Raw genomic sequence first — 20,222 nt, 5'->3', positions numbered from 1 at the left:
ACCATGAGCACTCAGTTATTAGATGCTCTTACTGTTTTAGAGAAAGAAAAAGGCATTGCAAGGGATGTCATCATTGAAGCCATTGAAGCGGCACTTGTGTCAGCTTACAAACGAAATTTCAACCAGGCACAAAATGTCCGCGTAGACCTTAACCTTGATACGGGTACGATGAGAGTCTTCGCCCGTAAGGAAGTCGTGGATGAAGTGTTCGATTCCCGACTTGAGATCTCGGTTGAAGACGCTGGAGATATCAACCCAAGCTACGAAGTGGGAGACGTTGTTGAACTTGAAGTTACTCCTAAAGATTTCGGGCGCATTGCTGCTCAAACAGCTAAACAGGTTGTGACTCAGCGAGTGAGGGAAGCAGAGAGAGGAATTATCTATTCCGAATTTGTGGACCGGGAAGAAGACATCATGACAGGTATCGTTCAACGTCAGGACAATCGGTTCATCTATGTGGCTTTAGGGAAGATTGAAGCCCTCTTACCGGTGAGCGAGCAAATGTCTAACGAAACATACAAACCTCATGACCGGATCAAGGTGTTCATCACGAAGGTAGAAAAGACGACAAAGGGTCCTCAAATCTTTGTTTCACGAACACACCCGGGTCTATTAAAGCGACTATTTGAAATCGAGGTTCCTGAAATCTTTGACGGAACGGTAGAAATCAAATCCGTTGCTCGCGAAGCCGGAGACCGCTCTAAAATTTCGGTTCACGCAGAAAACTCTGAAGTGGATCCCGTAGGTGCATGTGTGGGAACTAAAGGTGCCCGTGTACAGGCGATCGTGAACGAACTGAAAGGTGAGAAGATCGATATAGTCCAGTGGTCTGAAGATCCCGTGACGTTCGTCGCCAATGCTTTAAGTCCTTCTAAAGTACTGGATGTACAGGTGAACGAAGAAGATAAAGCAACCAGAGTCGTGGTACCTGACTATCAACTGTCACTCGCAATCGGTAAACGTGGTCAAAACGCTCGACTTGCAGCTAAATTGACAAACTGGAAGATTGATATCAAGAGCGAAACAGATGCACGCGAATTAGGATTATATCCTCGGGAAGAGGGCTTTTTGCCTCAGGATGAAGAGGATGAGTATGACAACGAGCCTTTAAATATTGATTTCGAAAATCAAGATTAAGAGGTGGGCAAGATGAGTGTGAATAAGAAGATTCCCTTGCGCAAATGTGTGGCAACGGGTGAAATGAAGCCAAAAAAAGAAATGATACGTATTGTCAGGTCTAAAGAAGGAGAGGTTTCCATCGATCCTACTGGTAAGAAATCAGGACGTGGAGCCTATCTCTCGAAGGATAAAGACGTTATTTTATTAGCCAAAAAGAAAAATACTTTAGCCAATCAATTACAAGCGAAAATAGAGGAATCTCTTTACGATGAATTGATTAGCCTTGTAGAGAAGGAGTAACGTTTAGCGTATGAATCAGAATCGTTGGATGTCACTTTTAGGATTGGCGAATCGGGCACGGAAGATTATTTCAGGTGAAGAGCTTGTTATTAAAGAAGTTCGTAGTGGACGAGCGAAACTTGTCATTCTTTCCAAAGATGCTTCTGCTAATACAAACAAGAAAATCACGGACAAATGTAAATCGTATAATGTCCCGGTTTGCTTAGTGGAAAACAGGCACGACTTAGGTCAAGCCATTGGAAAAGAGGCAAGGGTGGTCGTCGCCATAATGGATGCCGGCTTTGCCAAAAAATTATCCGAACTGCTCGATTGAATCTCAGTGGGGGTGAACATATGAGCAAGATGCGTGTATATGAATATGCAAAGAAATACAATGTTTCAAGTAAAGATGTGATCGAAAAATTAAAGCAACTGAATATTGAGGTATCAAACCATATGGCAACTATAGAAGATGACGCAGTAACAAAATTGGACGCGATGTACAAAGGTGATTCAAAAGGGGAAGGAAATAAAGCCGCGAAAGAATCCAAATCAAGTACATCCAAGTCAGACGAAGCTCCAAACAAGGAAAAGGTTAAGACTGCACCGAAAAATCGTGAAGGAAAAAAACACGATCAACAGAACCAATCAAAGGAGAAGAAGGTCTTCAATAATAATAATAACAACAACAATAAAAACCGAAATAACAAACAAAATAAGCAGAACAAAAATTTCAAGCAGGCTCCTCAACAGCAAACGCCTGCTAAGAAAAAGGAACTTCCATCAAAGATCACATTCTCCGAATCACTGACGGTTTCAGAACTTGCCAAAAAGCTTCATAAAGAACCATCTGAAATCATAAAAAAACTATTCATGCTTGGTGTCATGGCAACCATCAATCAGGAACTGGATAAAGATTCGATTGAATTGATTGCAGGGGAATACGGCGTCGAAGTGGAAGAAGAAATCAAGGTAGACGCGACCGATCTTGAAGTATATTTCACGGAGGATACAAAAGAGCAAACCGAAGAACGTCCATCTGTCGTAACCATCATGGGTCACGTCGATCACGGTAAAACAACGCTTCTTGACTCCATCCGTAACACGAAAGTCACAGCAGGTGAAGCTGGCGGGATCACACAGCATATCGGTGCTTATCAAGTAGAAGTGGACGGAAAGAAAATCACATTCCTTGATACTCCGGGGCATGCTGCCTTCACGACTATGCGTGCGCGCGGTGCTAAAGTGACGGACATTGCAATCATTGTAGTAGCTGCCGATGACGGTGTTATGCCTCAAACGGTTGAAGCAATCAACCATGCGAAAGCGGCAGACGTTCCGATCATCATTGCTGTTAATAAGATGGATAAAGAAGCTGCCAATCCCGATCGTGTAATGCAGGAGCTCACAGAGTATGAATTGGTTCCTGAAGCATGGGGGGGAGACACAATCTTCGTTCCATTATCTGCCTTATCTGGTGAAGGAATCGACAATTTACTTGAAATGATCGTTCTTGTAAGTGAAGTGGAAGAGCTTAAAGCGAATCCAAATCGTCTTGCACAAGGAACAGTCATCGAAGCTCAATTGGATAAAGGGCGCGGATCAGTTGCCACTTTGCTCGTTCAAAACGGAACGTTAAAAGTAGGGGATCCAATTGTAGTAGGTAATACATTCGGGCGTGTCCGTGCGATGGTCAATGACCTTGGTCGCCGTGTGAAAGAAGCCGGCCCTTCTGCTCCTGTAGAAATCACGGGATTGAATGATGTTCCACAAGCAGGGGATCGCTTTGTCGTATTCGAAGATGAGAAAACAGCTCGTTCTGTTGGTGAATCCCGTGCATCCCAGGCACTTCAAGCTCAGCGTGGGGAGAAGTCAAAGGTAAGTCTTGAGAACCTGTTCGAACAAATGAAACAGGGAGAGATGAAAGACCTGAATCTTGTGCTTAAAGCGGATGTTCAGGGATCGGTTGAGGCACTGGCCGCTTCGTTAATGAAGATTGAAGTGGAAGGTGTTAATATCCGGATCATCCACACAGGTGTGGGGGCAATCAATGAATCTGATATTACACTGGCGTCTGCTTCGAATGCCATTGTAATCGGCTTTAATGTGCGACCTGACGTCAATGCCAAGCGTACTGCCGAAGCAGAGGGCGTAGAAATCCGACTACACCGTATTATCTATAAGGTAATGGAAGAGATCGAAGCGGCAATGAAAGGTATGCTTGACCCAGAATTTGAAGAGAAGATCATCGGTCAGGCGGAAGTACGTCAAACATTTAAAGTGTCTAAAGTTGGTACGATTGCGGGAAGCTATGTAACAGAAGGTAAGATTTCTCGCGATAGTGGAGTTCGTCTGATTCGTGACGGAATTGTTATCTTTGAAGGGGAACTCGATGCCCTTAAGCGCTTTAAGGATGACGCAAAAGACGTAGCCAGAGGTTACGAATGTGGTATTACAATCAAGAACTTCAATGATGTGAAGGAAGGCGACGTCATCGAAGCCTTCATCATGGAAGAAATTACACGTAAATGATCACATATGTTGAATGTGAGTGCATGATTTATGACTCTCACTCATTAAAAGATAAGCGGGCTGTCCTGCAACGGGTCATGTCCCGTCTTAAACAAAAATTCAATGTATCGGTTTCTGAAATCGGATATCAGGATGTATGGCAGCGTACAAGGATTGCCATCGTCACTGTCGCTTCTTCCAAAGGAGCGAGTGAAAGAGAGATTGAACACGCATTGAAATTCATGGATTCTTTTCCTGAGTGGGAACGACTGGAAACCCAAATCGAGTCACTATAAGGAACGCCTTATATCAACATATAACCATTAACGATATATAAGAGGTGATATTGATGAGCCATCGTGCGAATCGTGTTAGCGAGCAAATGAAGAAAGAGCTCAGCGATATTATCGGACGAAAAATAAAGGATCCACGTATTGGCTTTGTAACGGTTACAGATGTACAAGTATCCGGGGACTTACAACAGGCAAAAGTGTATATTACCGTTCTGGGTGGGGAAGACCAAAGAGAGAACACTCTTAAAGGTCTTGCAAAGGCAAAAGGTTTCATCCGTTCTGAAGTAGGACAGAGAATTCGCCTGCGTAAAACACCTGAAATTATTTTTGAGTTTGATGAGTCGATTGATTATGGTAACCATATTGAATCTTTATTAAGAAAAGTTCAAGATGAACCAGAAGAGTCTAAAGATACAGAAGAGTAATATGAAAGGGCTGATCCGGACGGAAGTACAATTCCAAAGGATCAGCCCTTTATGTTTTTATTTGTATGGACCAAATACAATATATACTGGAGGTAATGTAGATGAATGGTATCCTGCCCTTATGGAAGCCCAGGGGAATGACGTCCCATGATTGTGTCTTTAAGTTGAGGAAGATCCTCAGAACAAAAAAAGTCGGCCATACAGGTACCCTGGACCCTGAAGTCTCGGGTGTCCTGCCCATTTGCGTCGGACGTGCTACCAAGATAGCGGAGTATATAACAGCATCCGGAAAGACCTATGAAGGAGAAGTCACGATCGGATATTCCACCACAACAGAAGATGCGTGGGGAGAGAAGGTTGAAGAAAAGAAGGTGAATCGGATCATATCGAGAATGGAGGTTGAGGAGATCCTTCAAAGTCTGACGGGAGACATCATCCAGACGCCCCCCATGTTTTCGGCAGTTAAAGTAAATGGAAAGCGGTTATATGAATATGCGAGACAGGGCATAGAAATCGAAAGGCCTTCAAGGACTGTTCATATCCATAGACTGCAATTACTGGAGGAGTGGAATGAGTTAGCGGGCAATCACCCTTCATTCACCTTTGAAGTCGTTTGTGGGAAGGGGACTTATGTAAGGACACTTGCCGTTGAAATCGGGAATGGCCTGGGGTATCCAGCTCATATGTCCGCTCTTACGCGTACGCAATCAGCCGGTTTTAGAAAAGAAGATTGTTTCACGTTCGAACAGATACAAGAGTTTGCTCAGAATGAAGATCAACAAAACCTACTTCTTCCTCTGGAAATGGGGCTTTCTCATTTGCCGAAAATGACAATTAGTGATACATTAGCAGAGAAAGTGAAGAACGGAGCACGCCTTGAGGAGCCTGAGGACTGGCAGGACGGTTCCGTAGTGATGGTGCATAAGGGTAAGGCCATAGCCATTTATCAGAGGCATCCTGACAAGCCTGGGATCATCAAGCCTGTCAAAGTGCTTTTCAACGACTAGTGAAAAAGGTGAAATACTGTGAAAGTAATAACTGTACATCATCCCCATTCTATTAGTAAGAATGAATTTCCACCTCTCGTACTCGCTCTGGGATACTTCGATGGCGTTCATAAAGGCCATCAAAGGGTGATTAGGGAAGCAGTGGAAAAAGCGAAGGAACAGGACGTTTCGAGCGCGGTCATGACATTTGATCCCCATCCTTCCGTTGTACTGGGTCATAAACACAAACATATACACTACATAACGCCTTTGGAAGATAAGAAAGAAATCATAAAGGAACTCGGTGTGGATTATTTATTCATTGTCCGGTTCACATCAGAATTTGCAAGTCTGACTCCACAGGACTTCGTCGATCAATACATTATCGGCCTTAACGTAAGGCATGTTGTAGCAGGATATGATTATTCATATGGCAGACTGGGGAAGGGGACGATGGAAACCCTGCCCTTTCATTCCCGCGATATGTTTGCCTCCACTACCGTTTCGAAGTTGACAGATGCTGATCTGGATTTGAAAGTGAGTTCTTCCTTAATAAGGGAGAACCTTAGAGAAGGTGACGTATCCAGGGTGAACAAGCTTCTTGGCAGACCGTTCAAAATGAAGGGAACGGTCATACACGGAGATAAAAGAGGGAGGAAAATCGGGTTCCCTACAGCGAATATCGAACTCTCCGATGATTATCTGACCCCTAAGGTGGGGGTTTATGCGGTAAGGATGAAAATTCATGATAAATGGTTTGATGGTGTGTGCAATATCGGGTACAAGCCCACCTTTAAAAACCCTGACGACTATTCTTTGACAATTGAAGTCCATCTTTTTGATTTCCACACTTCCATTTACGGAGAAGAAGTGTACATTGAATGGTATGATAGAATAAGGGACGAACAGAAATTCTCCGGAATAGAGGAGCTAATCTCCCAAATTCAGAAAGATAAGAACCATGCGATAGACTACTTTGCTAAAAATTGAGGATTACACTTGATTTTTATTTAAAAGAGTAGTATTCTAAATATCGTATGAAATGAACCTTTGCTTGGCATCACGATTCACCAACGGCTGCTCAGTAACAGGGGATTTGAAAGAAATTATTAGGAGGTGAAAAGGATGGCTATCACTAAAGAACGTAAAAACGAACTTATCAGTGAATACAAAGTACATGAGAACGATACTGGATCTCCAGAAGTTCAAATTGCTGTCCTAACTGAAGAAATTAACAATCTGAACGATCACTTACGCGTTCACAAGAAAGATCACCACTCTCGTCGCGGTCTTCTTAAAATGGTAGGTCACCGTCGTAATCTATTATCTTACTTACGTAAGAAAGATGTACAACGCTACCGTGAGTTAATTAACAAATTAGGTTTACGTCGATAAACAGACAAAGGAAGCGGGATTATGTCCCGCTTTTTCTTTAGCTTTCATAAGTGGAAATCTTTGTATGATCCTCCACTTCTTTTTATACATTTTCATCATTTAAAGTATTCATTTTTCTCGTTTTTGTCTAAAATACATAATATGTATACAATGTGGAAGGAAACCCATCGTATAATGGGTCTGGCATCCGCCTTGATACAACATCCTGTATTTACATAGTCAGCAGGGATTCAAATCAAACGAATATAACAGCGCATATGTGCATGATATAGATTATTTTATGTTTATCCGGGTTGGGTACAGGCCGAACCTTTTAGTGATATATAAAGAGAGGGGTACACTTTATGGAACAAACTAAACAAACCTTTTCCATCGAATGGGCCGGAAGAGAATTGACGGTCGAAGTTGGCCAATTTGCCAAACAAGCGAATGGAGCGGTAATGGTACGTTATGGAGATACTGCAGTACTTAGCAGTGCTACAGCTTCGAAAGAACCAAAACCTTTGGATTTCTTCCCATTAACCGTTAACTATGAAGAGAGATTATATGCAGTAGGTAAAATCCCTGGAGGATTCATTAAACGTGAAGGTCGCCCTAGTGAGAAAGCCATCCTTGCGAGCCGCTTAATAGATCGTCCCATCCGTCCATTGTTCGCAGATGGATTCCGTAATGAAGTTCAAGTAATCAGCATTGTGATGAGTGTAGACCAGAATTGCTCATCCGAAATGGCAGCTATGTTTGGTTCTTCATTAGCGCTATCGGTTTCAGATATCCCGTTCGAAGGTCCGATAGCAGGAGTGATTGTTGGTCTTGTTGATGGGGAATTCATCATTAACCCTTCGGTCGAGCAATTGGAGAAGAGTGAGATTCATTTATCTGTAGCTGGTACGAAAGATGCCATTAATATGGTAGAAGCGGGTGCAGATGAGGTTCCTGAAGAGACAATGCTTGAAGCGATCATGTTCGGTCATGAAGAGATTAAGCGTCTGGTTGCTTTCCAGGAGGAAATCGTCGCTAAAGTCGGTAAAGAAAAATCTAAAATTCAACTTGTTGAATTAGATCAAGACGTTGAAGCAGAGGTTCGTTCCTTATGTGAAAGTGAATTGATTCCTGCCATTCAAGTTCAAGAAAAGCATGCTCGTGAAGAAGCCATCGGAACTGTTAAAGATAAAGTGATGGCCGTTTATGAGGAAGAGAAGGAAGCTGATGAAGCTACCTTGAAACAAGTGAAAAAAGTATTGGATATGCTTGTGAAAAATGAAGTTCGCCGTCTGATCACAGAAGACAAGGTCCGTCCAGATGGCCGAAAAGTTGACGAAATCCGTCCATTGTCCTCAGAGGTCGGTTTATTGCCAAGAACTCACGGTTCAGGATTATTTACCCGTGGACAAACTCAAGCACTAAGTATTTGTACGCTGGGTGCTTTAGGAGATGTTCAGGTACTTGATGGCCTGGGAATTGAAGAATCAAAACGATTTATGCACCATTATAACTTCCCTCAATTCAGTGTAGGGTCCACAGGACCAATCAGAGGACCGGGTCGCCGTGAAATCGGACACGGAGCATTGGGGGAAAAGGCTCTTGACCCAATTATTCCAAACGAAAAAGACTTCCCTTATACAATTCGACTTGTATCAGAAGTACTCGAATCAAACGGTTCAACTTCTCAAGCAAGTATTTGTGCAAGCACACTCGCAATGATGGATGCCGGTGTTCCTATTAAAGCGCCTGTAGCCGGGATTGCGATGGGTCTGATCAAGTCAGGTGAAAATTACTCCATCCTGACAGACATTCAGGGAATGGAAGATCACCTTGGTGACATGGACTTTAAAGTAGCCGGGACTTCTAAAGGTGTAACCGCTCTTCAAATGGATATCAAAATTGATGGGTTATCCCGTGAAATTCTTGAAGAAGCACTTCAACAAGCTAAAAAGGGAAGAATGCAGATTCTTGATAGCATGTTAGCAACAATCGGTGAAGCAAGAACGAGCCTGTCCCAATACGCTCCGAAAATCCTGACCATGCATATTAACCCTGATAAAATCCGCGACGTCATTGGGCCAAGTGGTAAGCAGATTAATAAGATCATCGACGAAACAGGCGTTAAGATTGATATTGAGCAGGACGGAACGATCTTCATCTCATCTACTGATGAAGAGATGAATAAAGTAGCTAAGAAAACGATTGAAGATATCGTTAGAGAAGTTGAAGCTGGACAAATGTATCTTGGAAAAGTGAAACGAATTGAGAAATTCGGTGCATTTGTAGAAATCTTCAGTGGTAAAGATGGACTTGTCCATATTTCTGAACTTGCAGAAGAACGTATCCGTAAGGTGGAAGATGTAGTGGCGATCGGTGACGAGATCCTTGTAAAGGTTCTGGATATTGATAATCAAGGAAGAGTCAACTTATCACGAAAAGCAGTTCTTAAGGAACAGCGCGAAAAGGAAGAACAAAACCAGGGTTAATCTTTAAGATTGGCAGGCTGTCCTGTAGGGAGCAAACTCTCCTCCGGGACGGCTTTTTTTATCTGTTCGATGAGCTTTAATGGCGCATGTTCTACCCTGTTCTTTTCTTACATATGTTTGTAGGAGAAGGAAGGTGGACAGGGATGGAAAAAAAATACTTGATTGGAATTAGTCTAATTGCTATTCTGACTTTAGTAGTAGTGGAGAACCCTCTATCAAATCAGTATGTGAACGGGTTAAAACAAGAGACGGTAGTAGTGAATGGGCTAAACAGCACAAACGACCTCACCCGTATGATAAAAGAGGAAGCCAAATCAAGAGAGATACCGGCTCAGGATGCTGTGATAGATACCGTTTGGAAAGCTACACCTGGATATAATGGATTGAAAGTAGATGTAGAGGCGTCTTTACACAACATGAAGAAAGAAAAATCGTTTGATGAAGACAAACTGATTTATAAACAAATCCCTCCTGAAAAGCACTTACCTGATTTACCTGCATCTCCTGTCTATCGAGGGAATCCTGATAAGCCCATGGTGTCCTTTATTATCAATGTAGCGTGGGGAAATGAATACATCCCTGATATGCTTGCAACTTTGAAAAAGCATCAGGTATATGCTACGTTCTTTCTAGAGGGGAGATGGGTGAAGAATAACCCTGACTTGGCGAAGATGATTGTGGATGCAGGGCATGAGGTGGGGAATCACTCGTATTCCCATCCTGATATGAAAGTGCTTGAAGCTATCAAGGTAAGAGAAGAATTGAAAAAAACTAATGAAATGATTGAAGTGACCACCGGTGAAAAAGTAAAGTGGTTTGCTCCCCCAAGCGGCAGCTACAGGGATGAAGTCGTGAAAATTGCAGATGAAATGCATATGAGGACGATCATGTGGAGTGTGGATACGGTTGACTGGCAAAAACCACAACCCAATGTGCTGATAGAACGTGTAATGGGTAAGATGCACAAAGGGGCGATAGTGCTCATGCATCCTACAGCTTCAACAGCCAATTCCTTGAACACACTGATTCTTCAAATAAAAGAAAAAAATTTAAGGCTGGGCACGATCTCAAGTTTAGTGAAAGAAGAGAGAATCGTAGATGAGGCAGATAATTCAACACAACAAGGAGATAGTAAGAAGAAGCAGTAACTTCGCATCATGAATAGGAGGAACTTTCTTGATTAAGAAATATACATGCCAAAATGGATTGCGAATCGTACTGGAAGAAATTCCACACGTTCGCTCCGTAGCAATAGGGGTCTGGATTGGAACCGGCTCACGTAATGAAACCGAACAAAATAATGGGATCTCCCATTTTCTTGAGCATATGTTTTTTAAAGGCACAAAGACCAAAACTGCACGTGAAATAGCCGAGTCCTTTGACAGCATAGGCGGACAGGTAAATGCATTTACTTCAAAGGAATATACGTGCTATTATGCAAAAGTATTGGACAATCATGCGGATTATGCATTACATACACTTTCTGATATGTTCTTTAACTCTACCTATATAGAAGAGGAATTGAATAAAGAAAAAAATGTGGTGTATGAGGAAATCAAAATGTATGAAGATACTCCTGACGATATTGTCCATGACCTACTTAGTAAGGCAATTTATGAAGAGCATCCACTGGGGTATCCGATTTTGGGAACGGAAGATACACTGAACACATTTAATCAGTCTAAATTGAAGGAATACATGCATGACATGTACACACCTGATCAGGTAGTAGTATCCGTTGCGGGAAATGTGGATGAGACATTCATCAAAGAAGTTGAAAAGTTATTCGGTTCATATGAAGGTGGAAAAGGGCCGGAAGAGAGGCTAAAGCCTGCTTTTCATTACAATAAACTTGCCCGTAAGAAAGACACGGAACAGGCACATTTATGCTTAGGTTTCGATGGTCTTGAGATCGGTCACCCCGACATTTACAATTTGATTGTGTTGAATAACGTATTGGGTGGCAGTATGTCTTCCCGTCTGTTCCAGGAGGTCCGCGAACAGAGAGGACTTGCCTATTCTGTATTTTCCTATCATTCCGCATACGAAGACAGTGGGATGGTGACCATTTATGGGGGAACGGGGGCCAATCAATTAGATCAATTATTCGATACCATTGACAGTACACTGCAAGCTCTTAAAGCAGAAGGGATCACCCCTAAAGAACTGCAAAACAGCAAAGAGCAGTTAAAAGGAAACCTTATGCTGAGCTTAGAGAGCACCAATAGCCGTATGAGCAGGAACGGAAAGAATGAATTACTGCTGAAACGACACCGGACACTGGATGAAATCGTCGAAGAAATCGATGGAGTGACCATGGATAAAGTCAATCGTTTGGCTTTGGACCTCTTCACAGATGACTACGCTTCATCACTCATCAGCCCGGATGGAAACCTGCCTCAAAATATGAAAAAATGAACGTAAAGAGATAGGGACATAACTAAATCCATTCCCTCTAATGACAAATAATCAAATAATTAGTTAGGGTCACTTGCAATACCGCTGCCCGATTTCCGTGCAAGACTTCGCTTTCCTCGGGCGGAAGGCGAGCCTCCTCGTCGCTTTTCGCTCCTGCGGGGTCTCACCTATTCCGCTTTTCCCGTAGGAGTCTTCGTCTTGCACTACAATCAACAGCTAGAACCTGCTATAATACACTGAATATGCTTTAACAACAATAATAATAAAAGGTCCGTTTCACTAAGGTTCTTGTTATTATTGTTCGGTCATTTAAGGTGAGTTGGAGTAGAATGTCACATCTGGTAAGAAAGAGTATTTGTATGATTAACTGTAATCGCTCACTTCAACTAATAGAATTAGAGTTGGCATATGCAATGGTGTAGTTGTTATAGTGAGACACTTACACTTGGAAAGTTGATTGTAGCGGAAGGTGCTCGACTCCTGCGGGAAATGCGGGAAATGCGGGAAAGCCTGAAAAGCGGAGGTGGCTTGCTCAGCCCTGACAAGCATAAGATGAATGGGCTAAGAAGGCGTTTTTGTGCCTTCTTGGACCATTTAGCTTATGACCTCGAGGGGCTAGCCACCGTAGCTGGATCTTGAGACCCCGCAGGGCTTTAGCCCGAGGAGGCTCAACTCACGCCCCGCGGAAAGCGAGCACCTGGAGCGGAAATCAACCACTTCTCACTACATCCAAAACCAAAAATATTTACGTAAATAGCCAAATGATGAATCCGAACGATTTCGAATTTCAAATAAAGAAACTCGAATGATCGTTCGGATTTTCTTTTTAACTAAACACTACTTTAATGGAACGATAAGTTTTTCTTCTAAAGAAGGTGGACAGTGTATACATTGTACTACATAGCTTTTTTTAGGAGGACACGATCATGAGGTTAAGTGAATTAAGCGGGAAGGAAATCGTTGATTATAAAAAAGCGGAGCGGCTTGGTATTCTGGGGCAGACAGATCTTGAATTTAATGATAAGTCAGGCAGCATCAATGCGCTGATCATCCCTACCGGGAAATGGCTGAGGAAGCAGGGAGGAGAAATCCGGGTTCCCTGGCATCAGATCAGGACAATCGGGGCAGATATGATCATTTTGGAAGTCTCGGATGACTAATTAAATACTACATCAACACAGAAAACGGGTCCTGGCCCGTTTTTTATTTTGCCTGCTTTTCTAAAACCATCCATACTTGCTTTTCTTCTCACCCATTGGGTGTGTGCTACATACACTGTTGAAGTGAAAAGGGATTTAGAATAGCGATTATGTAAAAAGTAGGTGAAATCAGTGATGCTGACCGGAATGCAGATCGCAGTTCTAGGCGGAGATGCTCGTCAACTTGAGATTATTCGAAAGCTTACGGAGTTAGATGCCAAAATATCACTCGTAGGTTTTGAACAACTAGATCATGCCTTTACAGGTGCTACGAAGGAAAAACTAGGTGAAGTGGACTTTTCAGTGATGGATGCCATAATTTTACCTGTACCCGGCACGAGTCTACAAGGAGAAATAGATACGATATTTTCAAATGAGAAAATCGTGTTAACGGAAGAAATTGTATCTGAAACGCCAGAGCACTGTACGATCTATTCAGGAATTAGTAATGCGTACTTGGATCAAATCATGTCTTCAACGAACCACAAACTTGTTCAGTTGTTTGAAAGAGACGACGTTGCCATCTATAATTCCATCCCTACAGTAGAGGGAACGATTATGATGGCTATTCAACATACAGACTTTACGATTCACGGATCCGACATCGTGATTTTGGGGCTTGGCAGAGTGGGTATGAGTGTGGCCAGGACGTTTCATCATTTAGGCGGAAGGGTGAAGGTCGGAGTGCGCAAAAGTGAGCATTTGGCCCGGGTGACAGAAATGGGGTTAGTGCCATTCCACTTGGATGATTTGGAAAAAGAGGTTGAAAATTGTGATATTTGTATTAATACAATTCCGGTGCATATAGTGAAGGCTGGCGTCATAGCCAAAATGCCTGCCCATACATTAATTATCGATTTGGCTTCAAAGCCGGGCGGTACAGACTTTCGTTATGCAGAAAAACGCGGGATTAAAGCATTGTTAGCCCCTGGGCTCCCAGGAATCGTAGCACCGAAAAAGGCAGGGCAGATCCTGGCGAATGTTCTTTGTCAATTATTAGAGGCAGATTTTGATTCAGGAAAGGAGAGTTCATCATGAGTGTGAAAGGAAAACGTATCGGGTTTGGTCTCACAGGATCTCATTGTACGTATGATGCAGTATTCCCAGAAATTGAGAGATTAGTGAATAATGGAGCGGAAGTCATGCCGATTGTAACATCTACCGTTATGAATACTGAAACAAGATTCGGTAAAGGAGAAGATTGGATCAAACGAATCGAAGACGTAACCGGGCATAAAGTGATCGATTCAATCGTGAAGGCAGAACCCCTTGGTCCGAAGCTTCCACTGGATTGTATGGTGATTGCCCCCCTTACAGGTAATTCAATGAGTAAATTTGCCAATGCAATGACCGATTCACCAGTGTTAATGGCCGCCAAAGCAACATTACGTAACCACCGCCCTGTAGTACTCGGAATTTCCACAAATGATGCTCTGGGATTAAATGGTATAAATCTGATGAGATTAATTTCAACGAAAGATATTTATTTTATTCCATTTGGGCAGGATGCACCTGAAAGTAAACCAAAGTCGATGGTTGCCAGAATGACGATGATTCAGGAGACGATCGAATCGGCGATGGAAGGGCGTCAGCTTCAACCCGTCGTCATCGAAAGATATTTAGATTAATTCAAGCAGAAGGTCATCCTCTCGAGAAATTCAGATGACCTTCTTTTCATGCATGTAAAGATATACGAACCCGGAATCATCAATAAAAAATCCTATTGTCGAATAATTGTTTATGTTAAAATATTCTTTATTATAGTAATAGACTAAATTAACTTACCTATTGTACTATGAGAATATTGAATGGTTGGAAGGAGAGAAGATTTTGAATACAACGGGATTTCATGTAGCTGTTGTGGGTGCCACCGGTGCCGTAGGACAACAAATGCTTCAAACATTAGAAAAAAGGGATTTTCCAATAAAACAATTAACTTTACTATCATCAGCACGTTCTGCGGGTTCCACTGTCATATTTAAAGGGAAAGATTGGACGGTTGAAGAAGCGAAGCCTGAAAGTTTTGAAGGGGTCGACATCGCTTTATTCAGTGCAGGTGGAAGTGTATCAAAACTTCTTGCTCCTGAAGCCGTAAAACGCGGGGCAGTCGTAGTCGACAATACGAGTGCATATCGAATGGATCCGGATGTTCCACTTGTAGTCCCGGAAGTAAATGAAGAGGACATTAAGCTTCACAACGGAATCATTGCCAATCCGAACTGTTCGACGATTCAAATGGTTGCAGCACTCGAACCGATCCGCAAGCAGTATGGCTTGAAGAAAGTAATCGTATCCACTTATCAAGCCGTTTCAGGCGCCGGTGCCGTTGCCATCGATGAACTCCACGCGCAATCACAGGCCATTTTATCCGGCGAATCATTTGAACCCGGTGTGTTACCTGTAAAAGGCGACAAAAAACATTATCAGATTGCTTATAATGCCATTCCTCAAATTGATGCATTTCAGGACAATGGCTTTACATTCGAAGAAATGAAAATGATCAATGAAACGAAAAAGATCATGCATATGCCTTCTCTAAAGGTATCAGCGACATGTGTCAGATTACCGGTTGTAACAGGTCACTCCGAAAGTGTATATATTGAAATTGAGAAGGATTCTGTTTCGGTGAAAGATATCCACGCACTTCTTCAAGATGCACCTGGGGTAACCCTGGAAGATGTACCTGAAGAACAAATTTATCCGATGCCTGCACATGCTGTAGGTAAGCCGGATGTATTTGTGGGTCGCGTCCGTAAGGATCTTGATGAAGACAGAGGATTCCATATGTGGGTTGTATCTGACAACTTACTGAAGGGGGCTGCCTGGAATTCTGTTCAAATCGCAGAAAGTTTAATGAATCTGGGGCTAATTAAGTGAAGAGGGATCATCTCAGCTATGAATTTGCATAATTCCACTAATCGTTTTCCAGATACCTCTTGAATATGACAACGAGGTGTAGTCATGAAAGTGATCGTTCAAAAATTTGGTGGAACTTCTGTACGTGATGAGGCAAGTCGCCTGAAGGCAATTGCCCATACGAAACAAGCAATTGATAAAGGGTATAAAGTGGTGGTAGTCGTTTCAGCAATGGGAAGAAAAGGTGAACCCTACGCCACAGATTCCCTGTTGTCATTAATCGGTGGCAGTAACACTTCAATCAGCAAACGGGAGCAGGACCTTTTATTATCCTGTGGAGAAATCATTTCAAGTCTGGTATTTTCCAATATGCTCCTTGAGCATGGAATCCAATCAACAGCCTTGACCGGAGCTCAGGCAGGGTTCCGGACGAATAACGATTTTAACAATGCAAAAATTATAGAGATGAAATGCAGCCGGTTGGTAAGGGAGCTGGAACATCATGATGCCGTCGTAGTGGCAGGCTTTCAAGGAGCGACCAAGGACGGGGATGTGACAACTATCGGCAGAGGGGGGAGCGATACCTCCGCCTCAGCCCTTGGTGTCGCATTAAAAGCAGACTACATCGATATTTTTACAGATGTGGAAGGGGTCATGACTGCTGATCCACGTATTTCTTCCAAGGCAAGACCGATAACGGTGGTTTCATATAATGAAGTGTGTAATATGGCATATCAGGGAGCCAAAGTAATCCATCCTAGGGCGGTTGAAATTGCCATGAATTCGAATGTGCCGATACGGATTCGTTCAACCTATTCAAATGGGGAAGGAACTCTTGTGACGACACTGGAAAATACAAAGGCCCATAAAGAGTTCAGGAGTCACCCCGTCACAGGGATCGCTCACGTATCCAACCTCACCCAAATTAAAGTATTCGCTAAGGAAGACCAGTACAATCTTCAAGCCGAAGTGTTCAAAGCCATGGCCAAAGAGGGGATCAGCGTCGATTTTATTAATATTTCCCCGAGAGGTGTCGTATACACGGTGGGTTCTTCTGTAGCGGATGATGCGATCAGGGTATTAAGAAAGATAGGGCATAACCCCATCATAGAATCGGAATGTGCCAAGATCTCAGTGGTGGGGGCGGGAATGACAGGTGTCCCCGGGGTGACCTCTGCTATTGTTTCTTCCCTATCCAACGAAGGGATCCGTATACTTCAATCAGCAGACAGCCATACGACCATCTGGATTCTGGTGAAGGAAATTGACTTGATCAATGCCATCAATGGCCTTCATGATACATTCCAATTGCAAGAAGGAAATGCTACATTCAGAGTGGGATAAACATACGAGGAGAGTGACTAGATTGAATTTTGGCCGCGTTTCTACGGCGATGGTTACGCCATTTGACCGTAAAGGAAATATTGATTTTACTAAAACGACGCAATTAATCCATTATCTGATCGAAAATGGATCCGATTCATTAGTAGTAGCAGGCACTACCGGTGAGTCTCCCACGTTAACGAAAGAAGAAAAGATCGCACTATTCCGTCATGTCGTGAAAGTGGGAAATGGCAGAATTCCGGTCATTGCCGGGACGGGAAGCAACAACACCCATGCTTCGATCGAACTTACTAAAAAGGCGGAGGAGGCAGGCGTCGATGCCATCATGCTTGTAGCGCCTTATTATAATAAGCCGAGTCAGGAAGGAATGTACCAGCATTTTAAGGTGATTGCAGAATCAACTTCCTTACCTGTCATGCTGTATAATATTCCGGGCAGATCAAGCGTCAATGTCTCACCTGAAACGATTATTCGTCTCTCAAAGATTGAGAACATTGTTGCTGTGAAAGAAGCAAGTGGGGATCTGGACAGTATGACTGAAATCATTTCCCATACGACAGATGATTTTATGTTGTACAGTGGTGATGACGGTCTCACCTTGCCGGTATTATCCATTGGAGGAGCGGGAATTGTGTCAGTGGCTTCCCATGTCATCGGAAATGAGATGCAGGAGATGGTCTCATCCTTTTTAGGAGGGAACATCATCCATGCAGCGCAAATGCATCAAAAGCTCCTTCCGATCATGAAAGGCCTGTTTACTAGCCCGAACCCCACTCCGGTCAAAACGGCCCTCCAGATGAAAGGCCTGGACGTTGGCTCTGTGCGATTGCCACTGATCCCCTTAGCAGAAGTGGAAAGAGCAAAACTGTCTCACTTGCTCGAAGCGTTATCTTAATATAATGCACTTGCTATATCCTAAAGACTGTGAAGAGATGTCCTTCACGGTCTTTTGTTTTTTCTTATTGGGCAAGATCCTTTTGTACTCTGAGAGAGATAATTATTCAAAAGAAGAAGGATTTATTCTTACCGTATCGAAATAGTAACGTAGAATAAATGATTGCAGTCTTTTTCCTAATCCTGAATACGAAGGATAAAATTGGTTGTACTACCAAAATGGTATCAAGTATAATGAATATAACTGATTAAAGATCGGGGAAGGCACAGCATAGGAGGACATAATGGTGAGTAAGATAAAGAATGAAAGCATTAAGGTGATACCACTCGGGGGAGTGGGAGAGATTGGCAAGAACATGTACGTGATTGAAGTTGACCATGAAATATTCGTGATCGACGCAGGACTAATGTTTCCTGAAAATGAAATGCTCGGGATCGATATCGTCATTCCTGACATTCACTATTTGATTGAAAATAAAGAACGCGTAAAAGGGATCTTCCTGACTCATGGACATGAAGACAGTATTGGAGCGATTTCATATGTATTAACGAAGATCAAGGCTCCAGTCTATGGAACACGCTTAACGAATGCATTGGTAAAGGCACGCTTGAAGGATGAACATATCAGGGATGATGTGAAGTTCTATACGATTCATTCTGACAGCTATCTTACTTTTGACGGTGTGAATGTTGCGTTCTTTAAAACCACGCACAGTATTCCTGATTCAGTCGGGGTTTGCATACATACCTCTGAAGGAGTCATCGTCCATACAGGCGAATTCAAGTTCGATCAATCCGCAAAGCATCTTTACCGTCCTGATTTAGGCAAGATGGCGCAAATCGGTGAGAAGGGTGTCCTTTGTCTGTTGTCTGACAGTAAAGAGGCTGAGAGACCAGGGTTTACAACACCAGAGTCGGTTATCGAACAACATATCACGGACGCCTTGAGAAAAGCATCAGGGAGAGTGATTGTGTCATGCTTCGCCTCGAATTTAATTCGTCTTCAGCAGGTATTTGATGCAGCGGAGCAGAATAATCGAAAAGTGGCTGTGGTCGGTAAGAGCTTAAAGAGAGTCTATGATGTAGCCTTGAAACTCGGATACCTTCATGTCCGGGATGAAATGATCATTGGAATTGACGAAATGGAGGATTATCCTAAAGATGAAGTCCTCATCATAGCAACTGGAACTCAAGGGGAACCGTTTGAGGCCCTTCAACGGATGTCCAAGCGTTCCCATCGTCTTGTAAACATTGAAGAAGGTGACACCGTCCTCATTACCGCCACACCTTCCCCAGGCATGGAAGTGATTGTGGGCAGGACGATCGACATGCTGTATAGAGCCGGGGCAAATGTGTTAACCGCGACAAAAAAGGTTCATGTGTCAGGTCATGGGAGTCAGGAAGACTTAAAGTTCATGTTGAATATCATGAAACCCAAGTACTTCATACCGATCCAGGGTGAATATAAAATGCTTGTCGCTCATACTCAGCTCGCACATGATACGGGACTTCCTTATAAGCAGATCTTTATCATGGATAAGGGGGATGTGCTTCAATATAAAGATGGGAAGATGAGAATGAGCGGCCGTGTTCAGGCAGGTAATGTATTGATCGATGGAATCGGTGTTGGGGACGTAGGGAATATTGTCCTTCGTGATCGTAAGTTATTATCGGAAGACGGTGTGTTTACGGTTGTCATCACCATCAACAGAAGATCCAAGTCTATCGTCTCAGGACCTGAAATCATCTCCAGGGGATTCGTATACGTGAGGGAGTCCGAGGAATTGATCGAAGGGGCAGGGGGAATCGTGACGGATGTGGTTCATTCCTATCTGCAAAAAGGATCTTTTGAATGGACAGCGATCAAGCAGGACATCCGGGATCAACTAAATTATTTCCTATTTAATAAAACACGAAGAAGACCAATGATTTTACCGATTATCATGGAAGTATAAAGTGGGAGGCTATTTGTTACGAACAAATAGCCTCATATTTATTTGAACCCTAAAGAATAAAGTATGAAAACACTCCCATA

At 43.0% G+C, this 20,222-nt stretch carries 19 protein-coding genes; all 19 read left to right on the top strand.

Translation table 11 applies throughout. The features are described 5' to 3' along the window. Positions 1 to 3 precede the first annotated feature (3 nt). The 19 genes from nusA (at position 4) to ACSQ2E_RS13405 (ending at position 20,142) form a co-directional block, all read left to right on the top strand. Positions 4 to 1,137, top strand: coding sequence for a transcription termination factor NusA (gene nusA / locus ACSQ2E_RS13495; protein WP_435991283.1), 1,134 nt, complete (start codon positions 4 to 6; stop codon positions 1,135 to 1,137). A gap of 12 nt (positions 1,138 to 1,149) precedes the next feature. Then, positions 1,150 to 1,419, top strand: a complete 270-nt coding sequence (rnpM, locus tag ACSQ2E_RS13490; RefSeq protein WP_435991281.1) for an RNase P modulator RnpM — start codon at positions 1,150 to 1,152, stop codon at positions 1,417 to 1,419. Positions 1,420 to 1,429: 10 nt separating this feature from the next. Continuing rightward, complete coding sequence (locus tag ACSQ2E_RS13485; RefSeq protein WP_435991279.1) at positions 1,430 to 1,732, top strand: YlxQ family RNA-binding protein; 303 nt, start codon at positions 1,430 to 1,432, stop codon at positions 1,730 to 1,732. A gap of 20 nt (positions 1,733 to 1,752) precedes the next feature. Continuing rightward, positions 1,753 to 3,930 carry a translation initiation factor IF-2 gene (gene infB, locus ACSQ2E_RS13480; RefSeq protein WP_435991277.1) on the top strand — a complete coding sequence of 726 codons (2,178 nt, stop codon included), beginning with the start codon at positions 1,753 to 1,755 and terminating at the stop codon, positions 3,928 to 3,930. After that, positions 3,927 to 4,205: a DUF503 domain-containing protein gene (locus ACSQ2E_RS13475; RefSeq protein ID WP_435991275.1), complete on the top strand. Its 279-nt coding sequence runs from the start codon at positions 3,927 to 3,929 to the stop codon at positions 4,203 to 4,205. Before infB ends, ACSQ2E_RS13475 begins: the two co-directional genes overlap by 4 nt. A gap of 53 nt (positions 4,206 to 4,258) precedes the next feature. Next, the gene (rbfA, locus tag ACSQ2E_RS13470; RefSeq protein WP_060669663.1) at positions 4,259 to 4,627 is read left to right on the top strand and encodes a 30S ribosome-binding factor RbfA; all 369 of its coding nucleotides are present in this window, start codon (positions 4,259 to 4,261) and stop codon (positions 4,625 to 4,627) included. Between the two features lie 101 nt (positions 4,628 to 4,728). Then, a complete protein-coding gene (gene truB / locus ACSQ2E_RS13465) occupies positions 4,729 to 5,634 on the top strand; it encodes a tRNA pseudouridine(55) synthase TruB (protein WP_435991273.1) in 906 nt (301 codons plus the stop codon). Positions 5,635 to 5,652: 18 nt separating this feature from the next. Next, positions 5,653 to 6,603 carry a bifunctional riboflavin kinase/FAD synthetase gene (ribF, locus tag ACSQ2E_RS13460; protein WP_435991271.1) on the top strand — a complete coding sequence of 317 codons (951 nt, stop codon included), beginning with the start codon at positions 5,653 to 5,655 and terminating at the stop codon, positions 6,601 to 6,603. Between the two features lie 135 nt (positions 6,604 to 6,738). Next, positions 6,739 to 7,008 (top strand): 30S ribosomal protein S15, encoded by a 270-nt coding sequence (gene rpsO, locus ACSQ2E_RS13455; RefSeq protein ID WP_034760125.1) that lies wholly within the window; start codon positions 6,739 to 6,741, stop codon positions 7,006 to 7,008. A 344-nt stretch (positions 7,009 to 7,352) separates the two neighbouring features. Next, on the top strand, positions 7,353 to 9,476 hold the full coding sequence (gene pnp / locus ACSQ2E_RS13450; protein WP_435991268.1) for a polyribonucleotide nucleotidyltransferase: 2,124 nt from the start codon (positions 7,353 to 7,355) through the stop codon (positions 9,474 to 9,476). Positions 9,477 to 9,619: 143 nt separating this feature from the next. Continuing rightward, positions 9,620 to 10,624, top strand: coding sequence for a polysaccharide deacetylase family protein (locus ACSQ2E_RS13445; protein WP_435991266.1), 1,005 nt, complete (start codon positions 9,620 to 9,622; stop codon positions 10,622 to 10,624). Between the two features lie 28 nt (positions 10,625 to 10,652). After that, on the top strand, positions 10,653 to 11,894 hold the full coding sequence (locus tag ACSQ2E_RS13440) for a M16 family metallopeptidase (protein ID WP_435991264.1): 1,242 nt from the start codon (positions 10,653 to 10,655) through the stop codon (positions 11,892 to 11,894). Between the two features lie 926 nt (positions 11,895 to 12,820). Continuing rightward, positions 12,821 to 13,054 (top strand): YlmC/YmxH family sporulation protein, encoded by a 234-nt coding sequence (locus ACSQ2E_RS13435; RefSeq protein ID WP_060669651.1) that lies wholly within the window; start codon positions 12,821 to 12,823, stop codon positions 13,052 to 13,054. Between the two features lie 174 nt (positions 13,055 to 13,228). Beyond that, on the top strand, positions 13,229 to 14,131 hold the full coding sequence (gene dpaA / locus ACSQ2E_RS13430; protein WP_435991262.1) for a dipicolinic acid synthetase subunit A: 903 nt from the start codon (positions 13,229 to 13,231) through the stop codon (positions 14,129 to 14,131). Continuing rightward, the gene (dpaB, locus tag ACSQ2E_RS13425) at positions 14,128 to 14,721 is read left to right on the top strand and encodes a dipicolinate synthase subunit B (RefSeq protein ID WP_435991260.1); all 594 of its coding nucleotides are present in this window, start codon (positions 14,128 to 14,130) and stop codon (positions 14,719 to 14,721) included. Before dpaA ends, dpaB begins: the two co-directional genes overlap by 4 nt. 199 nt (positions 14,722 to 14,920) lie before the next feature. Further along, positions 14,921 to 15,970, top strand: coding sequence for an aspartate-semialdehyde dehydrogenase (gene asd / locus ACSQ2E_RS13420; RefSeq protein ID WP_435994536.1), 1,050 nt, complete (start codon positions 14,921 to 14,923; stop codon positions 15,968 to 15,970). Between the two features lie 84 nt (positions 15,971 to 16,054). Next, on the top strand, positions 16,055 to 17,293 hold the full coding sequence (gene dapG, locus ACSQ2E_RS13415) for an aspartate kinase (RefSeq protein WP_435991258.1): 1,239 nt from the start codon (positions 16,055 to 16,057) through the stop codon (positions 17,291 to 17,293). 22 nt (positions 17,294 to 17,315) lie between these two features. Continuing rightward, entirely contained in the window at positions 17,316 to 18,188 is an 873-nt protein-coding gene (dapA, locus tag ACSQ2E_RS13410) for a 4-hydroxy-tetrahydrodipicolinate synthase (protein ID WP_435991256.1), read from the top strand. A gap of 286 nt (positions 18,189 to 18,474) precedes the next feature. Beyond that, a complete protein-coding gene (locus ACSQ2E_RS13405) occupies positions 18,475 to 20,142 on the top strand; it encodes a ribonuclease J (protein ID WP_435994534.1) in 1,668 nt (555 codons plus the stop codon). Positions 20,143 to 20,222 lie beyond the last annotated feature (80 nt).

The organism is Rossellomorea sp. LjRoot5 (assembly GCF_964253455.1).
Lineage (GTDB): Bacteria > Bacillota > Bacilli > Bacillales > Bacillaceae_B > Rossellomorea.
This window is presented reverse-complemented; position numbering and strand designations above follow the sequence as displayed.